Consider the following 7,415-nt stretch of genomic DNA (forward strand, 5'->3'; position numbering starts at 1 on the left):
TCGCGCCAGGCGACCGAGGCGTCGTCGACACGCAGCCCGTCGTACCCCTCGTCGCGCAGGGTGCCGGCGCCGACGAGCACGACGTCGGCCGCGCGGCGCAGCAGCGCGAACAGGCGAAGGTCGGCATCGTCGCCGAGGCCACCGGAGACACCGCCGCGGGTGGCCGCGCCATCGAGACTCGAGACGAAGTTCGCCCGCATCCAGGTGCCCTCGGCGGGAAAGCGGGTCGCCTCGAGCAGTGCCTCGTCATCGAGGGCGGCTGCCGGGTCGGGCCAGATGCGGTCGATGGGGGTGTGCATGCTCGGGATGCCCTTCTCAGACGTTGCGGGTGGGGTGGGTGTTGTGCTCGAGGCGGGCCGGAGCACGCCAGCCGAGAATCGTCTCGATCATGCGGACCGAGTCGACGGTCTCGGCCACATCGTGCATCCGGACGATGCGGGCGCCGGCGAGGATGCACGCCGTCATCGCCGCGAGCGAGCCCGCCAGCCTCTCGGACCGCGGCCGATCGATCGCCTCGCCGATGAAGTCCTTGTTCGACACGGCGACGAGCAGCGGCGCCCCGAGAGACGCGATCTCATCGAGTCGCCTGGTGAGCTCGAGTGAGTGCAGCGTGTTCTTGTCGAGGTCGTGGCCCGGGTCGATGATCAGGCACTCCCGCGAGATGCCGGCGGCCTCGGCCCGCTGCAGACGCTCGGCGAGGAAGCCGCGCACCTCGGCGACCACGTCGGCGTATGTCGCCGCGGGCTTCTCGACGCGCGGCGGACCGATGCTGTGGGTGATGACGATGTGCGCCGCGCCGGCGGCGACGACCTCGGCCATGCGCTCGTCGCCCAGGCCACTGGTGTCGTTGATCACCGCCGCGCCGGCCGCGATCGCCCGCTCGGCGACATCGGCGCGGTTCGTGTCGACCGAGATGACCAGCTCGGGCCGCTCGGCGGCGACCGCTTCGACGACCGGCACCACGCGGTCGATCTCCTCCCGCATGCTGACCACCGGTCCGCGGCCGAACGGCACGCCGCCGATGTCGATCCAGTCGGCGCCGAGGTCAGCGGCGCGCAGCGCGCTCGCGACCGCGCGGTCGAGGACGAACGTCGCTCCCCGATCGTGGAACGAGTCCGGCGTGCGGTTGACGACGGCCATGACCGCGACCTGCCGCGCGAAGTCGAATTCGCGGGCGCCGATGCGGCGGCGCATCGCTGCGGTCACCGGCCCATCACCGCTCGCCTCCGACGCTGTCGCGCACCGCGTCGGAGGAATCCCAGTCGTTCGCATGCATGGCCGCGAGCACGGTGCCGTCCTTCACCCAGTAGGCGCGGAACGCGCCGCCGTTCGCGACGTCCGTGTCGCCCTCGACGTCGACCCGGTCGCAGCCGTCGGGCCCGACACTGCCGAAGTACTCCATTCCGAGATCGTATTGATCGGTGAAGAAGTACGGCAGGTGCGTGTACGGCTCGTCGCCGCCCATGAGGTTGTGCGCGGCCACCTTGGCCTGCTCGATCGCGGTGTCCCAGTGCTCGACGCGGATGCGTCGCCCGAGCACCGGATGCCGGTGATTCGCGACGTCGCCGATGGCGTAGATGTCGGGGTCGGAGGTGCGCAGCCGCTCGTCTACGAGCACGCCGTTGCCGACGTCGAGTCCGGCCTGCTCGGCGAGCTGCGTCGACGGGATCGCGCCGATGCCCACGACCACCACGTCAGCGGCGGCGAGCGCGGCCTCGTCGACGGCGGTGCTGAGGCGCAGATCGACGCCGTGCGCGCGGTGCAGGTCGGCGAACAGCCGCGCGATCTCGGGCCCGAGCACGGCGACCAAAGGCAGTTCGGCCATCTCGTAGACGGTCACCTCGGCATCCTTCTGCCGAGCGGCGGATGCCACTTCCAACCCGATCCACCCGGCGCCGACGATCACGACCTTCGCACCGGGCCGCAGCGCCGCGCGCAGGCGCGTGTTGTCTTCGACGGTGCGCAGGTAGATGGGATCGGCCACCCGGTCGGCCAGTGCGAAGCGGCGTGCGGTGGCTCCGGTGGCGAGCAGCAGTCGGTCGTACCGGTGCTCGGTGCTCTCACCCCCGCCGGTCGGCTCGGTGCGCAGGGTGTGCGCCGCCGGGTCGATCGAGGTGACCGAGACGCCGCGTTCGAGACGCACGCGGTTGGCGGCGTACCACGCCTCATCGTGCACGATGGCGGCATCGATGTCCTTCTTTCCGAGCAGCACGTCCTTCGACAGTGGCGGACGCTCGTAGGGCAGGTGATCTTCGCGCGCGTAGATCACGACGTCGCCGACGTATCCGCGCTCTCGCAGCTCGGTGGCTGCAGTGGCGGCGGCGAGGCCGCCGCCGACGATGGCGATGCTCATGGTCTTCCTTCCTCCGACGTGGACCGTTCTCAGCGACTGCGGTCGGCAGTCAGCGCGAAGAACTCGGCCCGCGAGCGGGCGTCTTCGCGCAGCGTGCCCCGCAGGGCCGACGTGGTGGTGGTCGAGCCGACGGCGCGAGCGCCGCGCAGCGTCATGCAGGTGTGAGTGGCTTCCACGACGACGCCGATGCCGCGCGGCTGCAGCCGCGCGGCGAGGGCGTCGGCGATCTGCACGGTCAGGCGCTCCTGCGTCTGCGGCCGGCGTGCGTAGTGGTCGACCATGCGGGGGATCTTCGACAGCCCGACCACGCTCTCCCCCGGAAGGTAGGCCACGTGGGCGATGCCCGTGAACGGCAGCAGGTGGTGCTCGCACACCGAGCACACGGGGATGTCGCGGATGAGCACGAGCTCGTCGTAGCCCTCGGAGTTGGCGAACGTCGTGAAGTCGAACGGGTGGGGTGACAGCAGCTCGGCATACGCCTCCGCGAAGCGCCGGGGCGTACGCGCCAGGTCGGGCGTGTCGATCGCGTCGGGGTCGACCCCCAGCGCCCTGAGCAGCAGATGCGCCGCGCGCTCGGCGGCGACGAGATCCACGGGCTGTGGAGCAGCCTCGATCCGCACGCGCTGGGGCGCCTGCGGCGCCGCCGCGAGCTCGTCGTGGTCATGGATCGCTGTCATCGTCATTTCGACCTCCTGTGCCTTCTTCCATCAGACACCCGGCGCGCTCTAAAAACAAGCATTACGTCTTTTAGAATGTGTCCGCAGCTTGTGTTACCCCGAACTTCTTCGTGTGACAACCCCGTAGCCGTGCCGACGCCATCCGCGTAGCTTCTCTTCAAAGAGCAGTGACCTCGAGGCGCATCGCCGGAAGGCAGTCGAGACAGGAGTCCTCTATGTCTGCCGCACGCACACCCACCGGACACGCGATCGCTCGGCAGGCCGAGCCGACCTCCCCGCCCCCGGCGGCTTCCGTCGAGCCGGCGTACGAACTCGTCGACATCGATCGCTACGAGGTGCTGGACCACGGCCCCGTGGGCTACGTAGAGGTGATCCCACCCCTGTTCATCTGCTATTCGGGCCACCCCTACCCGAAGGCGATCGAGATGGCGCAGGTCTTCGACTTCGAGGAGGCCGTGCGCCTGGTGCGCGAAGCGGCGCCGCACTCGCCGGCCTCGCGCGGCCACGGGCTTTCCGCGGCATGACCGTCGACGTGTGGCCCGGATCCGCCCATCCGCTCGGTGCGACCTTCGATGGTCAGGGCACGAACTTCGCGCTGTTCAGCGAGTGCGCCGAACGGGTCGAGCTGTGCCTGTTCGACGATGCCGGCGAAGAGACCCGCGTCGATCTCGTCGAGGTCGACGCGTACGTCTGGCACGGGTACCTGCCGTCGGTGCAGCCGGGGCAGCTGTACGGCTACCGCGTGCACGGACCATACGCTCCGGCCGACGGCAAGCGCTTCAACCCCAGCAAGCTGCTGCTCGACCCGTACGCGAAAGCCGTCGCCGGGCAGGTCGAGTGGGGGCAGGCGCCGTTCTCGTACGACTTCGGCGACCCCGACTCGCACAACGAGGACGACTCGGCGGCGAGCACGCCGAAGAGCGTCGTGATCAACCCGTTCTTCGAATGGGGCGGCGACCGGCTGCCGAAGACGCCCTATGCACAGACGGTCATCTACGAGGCACACGTGAAGGGCCTCAGCATCCGGCATCCCGACGTGCCCGAAGAGCTGCGGGGAACCTACGCCGGCGTCGCCCACCCGGCCATCATCGACCATCTGACGCGGCTCGGCGTGACCGCGATCGAGCTCATGCCCGTGCACCAGTTCGTGAACGACAGCACGCTGCAGGACAAGGGCCTGTCGAACTACTGGGGCTACAACACCCTGTCGTTCTTCGCGCCGCAGAACACGTACTCGTCGAGCGGCGAGCACGGCCAGCAGGTGCAGGAGTTCAAGGCGATGGTGCGCGCGCTGCACGCCGCCGGCATCGAGGTGATCCTCGATGTGGTCTACAACCACACCGCCGAGGGGAACCATCTCGGGCCCACGCTGTCTATGCGCGGCATCGACAACGAGGCGTACTACCGCCTCGAGGAGGACCGCCGGTACTACACCGACTACACGGGCACCGGCAACAGCCTGAACGTGGGCAACCCGCACGCGCTGCAGCTGATCATGGACTCGCTGCGCTACTGGGTCACCGAAATGCACGTCGACGGGTTCCGGTTCGACCTCGCCTCGACGCTCGCCCGGGAGTTCTACGACGTCGACCGGCTGGCGACCTTCTTCGAGCTCGTGCAGCAGGATCCGGTGGTGTCCCAGGTCAAGCTGATCGCCGAGCCGTGGGACATCGGGCCCGGCGGCTACCAGGTGGGCAATTTCCCGCCGCAGTGGTCGGAGTGGAACGGCAAGTACCGCGACACGGTGCGCGACTTCTGGCGCGGCGAGCCGCAGGCGCTGGGCGAGTTCGCCTCACGACTCACCGGATCGGCCGACCTCTACGAGCATTCCGGGCGCCGCCCGGTGGCATCCGTCAACTTCATCACCGCCCACGACGGCTTCACGCTGCGCGACCTCGTCAGCTACGCCGAGAAGCACAACGAGGCCAACGGCGAAGACAACAACGACGGCGAATCGCACAACCGCTCCGACAACCTGGGCGTCGAGGGGCACACCGATGATCCCGACGTGAACCGCCGCCGCGCGATGCGCCAGCGCAACATGCTGGCCACTCTTCTGCTGTCGCAGGGCGTGCCGATGATCTCGCACGGCGACGAACTGGGGCGTACGCAGAACGGCAACAACAACGGCTACGCGCAGGACAACGAGATCACGTGGATCGACTGGGACTCTGCCGATCTGCCGCTCGTCGAGTTCACCGCAGCGCTCACCCGGCTGCGCGCACTGCACCCGACGTTCCGGCGCAGCCGGTTCTTCGACGGCAAGCCCGTGCGCATCGAAGACGACTCGGTGCCCGACATCGAGTGGCTGCGCCCGGACGGGCGCACGATGCAGCCGGAGGACTGGGACTCGGGCTTCGGTCTGTCGATCGGCATGTTCCTCAACGGCCGCGGCATCCGCGAGAAGGACCGTCAGGGCCGCCCCGTCGACGACGTGAACTTCCTGGTGTACTTCAACAGCGGCGACGAGTCGGTCGACGTGGTGCTTCCGGATGCCAGGCACGGCGCCACCTGGGAAGCCGCGGTCGACACGGCAGGCGAGCTCACCAACTCCGCTCCGCTGCCCGCCGAGGCCGACGTGAACCTCGAGGCCGGATCGATGCTGGTGCTCCGCGAGGTCGATGGCGCCGACGAGCCGACCGACGACTCCGTGGAAGCGTCGCTGCGGATCCAGGTCGAGAACGCGGCCAGCCGCTCCCCCGCCCCCAAGCCCGAGGTGTGAGATGACGAGCCGCCCCGATTCCACCTACCGACTGCAGATCACCTCGCGCTTCACGCTCGAGGAGGCGGCGAAGCTGACCGGCTACCTGCACCGGCTCGGTGCGCACTGGGCGTATCTCTCACCCCTGCTGGCCGCGACAGACGGCTCCGACCACGGGTACGACGTCGTCGACCACTCCCGCATCGACGAGTCCCGGGGTGGGGCTGCGGGCCTCGCTGCCTTCTCGGCCGCAGCGCGCGCGGAGGGCCTCGGCATCCTGGTCGACATCGTGCCGAACCACGTCGGGGTGGCCGCGCCGCGGCAGAATCCGTGGTGGTGGGACGTGCTGCGCCTCGGCCGCGGCTCGGCTCACGCGATCGCGTTCGACATCGACTGGGATCGCGGGCGCGAGAAGGTGCGTCTGCCGATCCTCGGCGGCACGCCCGCCGAGGTTCTGGAGCGCGGCGAGGTCGTGGTCGATTCGACCCCGGCACCGGATGCCCCCGACGGCACGCTGTCGTACTTCGAGCACGTCCTCCCGCTGGCGCCGGGTACCGCACACCTGAAGGACGACCTGGCAGCTCTGCTGGAGGCGCAGCACTACGAGCTGCGCCACTGGGAAGACCAGAACGCGGAGCTGAACTACCGCCGCTTCTTCGCCGTCTCCGAGCTCGCGGCTCTGCGTGTCGAGCTCCCCGACGTCTTCGCCCGGTCGCACGACGAGATCGTGCGCTGGATCCGCGAGGGCCTCGCCGACGGCATCCGGGTCGATCACCCCGACGGACTCGACGACCCCGAGGGCTATCTCGAGCGGCTCGCGGATGCCACCGGCGGTGCGTACACGCTGATCGAGAAGATCCTCGAGTACGGCGAGGAGCTGCCGCCGTGGTGGCGCACCGACGGCACCACCGGGTACGACGCCCTCGGCGAGATCGACCGGGTGCTCATCGACCCGTCGGGCGTCGACGCGCTCACCGCTCTCGACGCCACGCTGCGCGCCGAGAGCGGCCTTCCCGAGGCGCAGGACTGGCACGACCTCATCCACGACACCAAGCGCGCGATGGCCGACGGACTGCTGCAGTCCGAGGTGCGCCGGCTGGTGCGCGCCCTGCCGTTCGGCATCGTGCGGGCGGGGGATGCCCTGGCCGAGCTGCTCGCCTGCTTTCCCGTCTACCGCTCGTACCTGCCCGCCGGTCGCGAGCACCTCAGGCAGGCGACAGAGGAGGCCAGGCGGCGACGCCCCGATCTGGCATCCGCGATCGACGAGCTCGAGCCGCTGCTCGCCGACCCGACGCTGCCGGTCGCCCGGCGCTTTCAGCAGACCTCCGGCGCGATCATGGCGAAGGGCGTGGAGGACACCGCGTTCTACCGGTTCACGCGCCTCGGCACGCTGACCGAGGTCGGCGGCGACCCGTCGGTCGCCTCCCTCTCAGTCGCGGAATTCCACACCGCGCAGCAACGGCGCCTCGCCGCCTGGCGGTGCTCGATGACGACGCTGTCGACGCACGACACCAAGCGCTCCGAAGACGTCCGCGCCCGCCTCGCCGTGCTCGCCGAGGTGCCCGAGCGCTGGGCCGAGGTGCTCGGCGAGCTGCGCGGCATCGCGTCGACCGGGCACGGCCCTCTCGACAGCATGCTGTGGCAGGCGGCCGTCGGCGCCTGGCCGGTCTGGTCGGAGCGGCTG

General features: G+C 69.8%; 6 protein-coding genes and 1 pseudogene. 3 read left to right on the forward strand and 4 right to left on the reverse strand.

All coding sequences use genetic code 11. From position 1 onward, the window contains the following. From RT309_RS12540 to folE, 4 genes and pseudogenes are all read right to left on the reverse strand, one after another. Window positions 1-299: pseudogene (locus tag RT309_RS12540) on the reverse strand (pyrimidine reductase family protein); the annotation flags it as partial. A 16-nt stretch (window positions 300-315) separates the two neighbouring features. Beyond that, a complete protein-coding gene (folP, locus tag RT309_RS12545; protein WP_313357525.1) occupies window positions 316-1,194 on the reverse strand; it encodes a dihydropteroate synthase in 879 nt (292 codons plus the stop codon). A gap of 19 nt (window positions 1,195-1,213) precedes the next feature. Further along, on the reverse strand, window positions 1,214-2,353 hold the full coding sequence (locus RT309_RS12550) for an FAD-dependent oxidoreductase (RefSeq protein ID WP_313357517.1): 1,140 nt from the start codon (window positions 2,351-2,353) through the stop codon (window positions 1,214-1,216). 29 nt (window positions 2,354-2,382) lie between these two features. Continuing rightward, window positions 2,383-3,036, reverse strand: coding sequence for a GTP cyclohydrolase I (folE, locus tag RT309_RS12555; RefSeq protein ID WP_396654454.1), 654 nt, complete (start codon window positions 3,034-3,036; stop codon window positions 2,383-2,385). Between the two features lie 209 nt (window positions 3,037-3,245). Here folE and RT309_RS12560 point away from each other — a divergent pair, with 209 nt between their 5' ends. The 3 genes from RT309_RS12560 to treY form a co-directional block, all read left to right on the forward strand. Continuing rightward, window positions 3,246-3,554 carry a hypothetical protein gene (locus RT309_RS12560; protein ID WP_313357519.1) on the forward strand — a complete coding sequence of 103 codons (309 nt, stop codon included), beginning with the start codon at window positions 3,246-3,248 and terminating at the stop codon, window positions 3,552-3,554. Next, on the forward strand, window positions 3,551-5,752 hold the full coding sequence (gene glgX, locus RT309_RS12565) for a glycogen debranching protein GlgX (RefSeq protein ID WP_313357521.1): 2,202 nt from the start codon (window positions 3,551-3,553) through the stop codon (window positions 5,750-5,752). The genes RT309_RS12560 and glgX overlap by 4 nt, the downstream gene beginning before the upstream one ends. Window position 5,753: 1 nt before the next feature. After that, window positions 5,754-7,415 (forward strand): malto-oligosyltrehalose synthase (treY, locus tag RT309_RS12570; RefSeq protein WP_313357523.1); only part of this gene is annotated, 1,662 nt, incomplete at its 3' end.

Source organism: Microbacterium sp. (genome assembly GCF_032084865.1).
Lineage (GTDB): Bacteria > Actinomycetota > Actinomycetes > Actinomycetales > Microbacteriaceae > Microbacterium.